Below are 516 nucleotides of genomic sequence, written 5' to 3' on the forward strand. Positions count from 1 at the left end.
ATATGGTTATGCATATGATTCCATTCAAAATAGGTTAGGTAAATTCTTTTTTTGGCTTCCAAGTTATGGTGCAACTATATATAAGGTTAAGGATTTTTTACAAGGAAAGAGACATAATTTTGTCTGGAGAGATGCTCTAAAAGTACCAAATGAATTTATTAATGTAAAGGGACCTATTTGGATAAGTCACGTACACTCACAAAATTCAGCCATTTGGTTTGAAAAAGTTCTATCTTGGAGAAGTAAATTTGTAAAAGATGCTTGTGATTTAAACCCATGGACTAATAGTGAAAGATCTAGTGCTCATTTTGGACCTGAAATCACTGATAAAAATGAAATAAAAAGAATTTTAGAAGATTTTATGGGGAAATAAAGTTCATTATTACAGGATTTTTTAATAGGTTGTTAATACAAGCAATGGACGCAACTTTATAATAATTGTTATATTATTCAACTATATTTTTAGTACCTAAGAAAAATTATTTAATCATATTATGAATAATGATGAAGTAGTAG

1 pseudogene is annotated in these 516 nt (G+C 27.9%); it reads left to right on the forward strand.

Annotation, left to right across the window (positions count from 1 at the left end):
• A pseudogene (locus tag RB298_RS28090) lies at positions 1-373 on the forward strand (glycosyltransferase); the annotation flags it as partial.
• Positions 374-516: the final 143 nt, after the last annotated feature.

Origin of the sequence: Priestia sp. BR_2, from assembly GCF_041954005.1 — a bacterium.
Taxonomy (GTDB): domain Bacteria; phylum Bacillota; class Bacilli; order Paenibacillales; family Paenibacillaceae; genus Paenibacillus_AQ; species Paenibacillus_AQ lautus_A.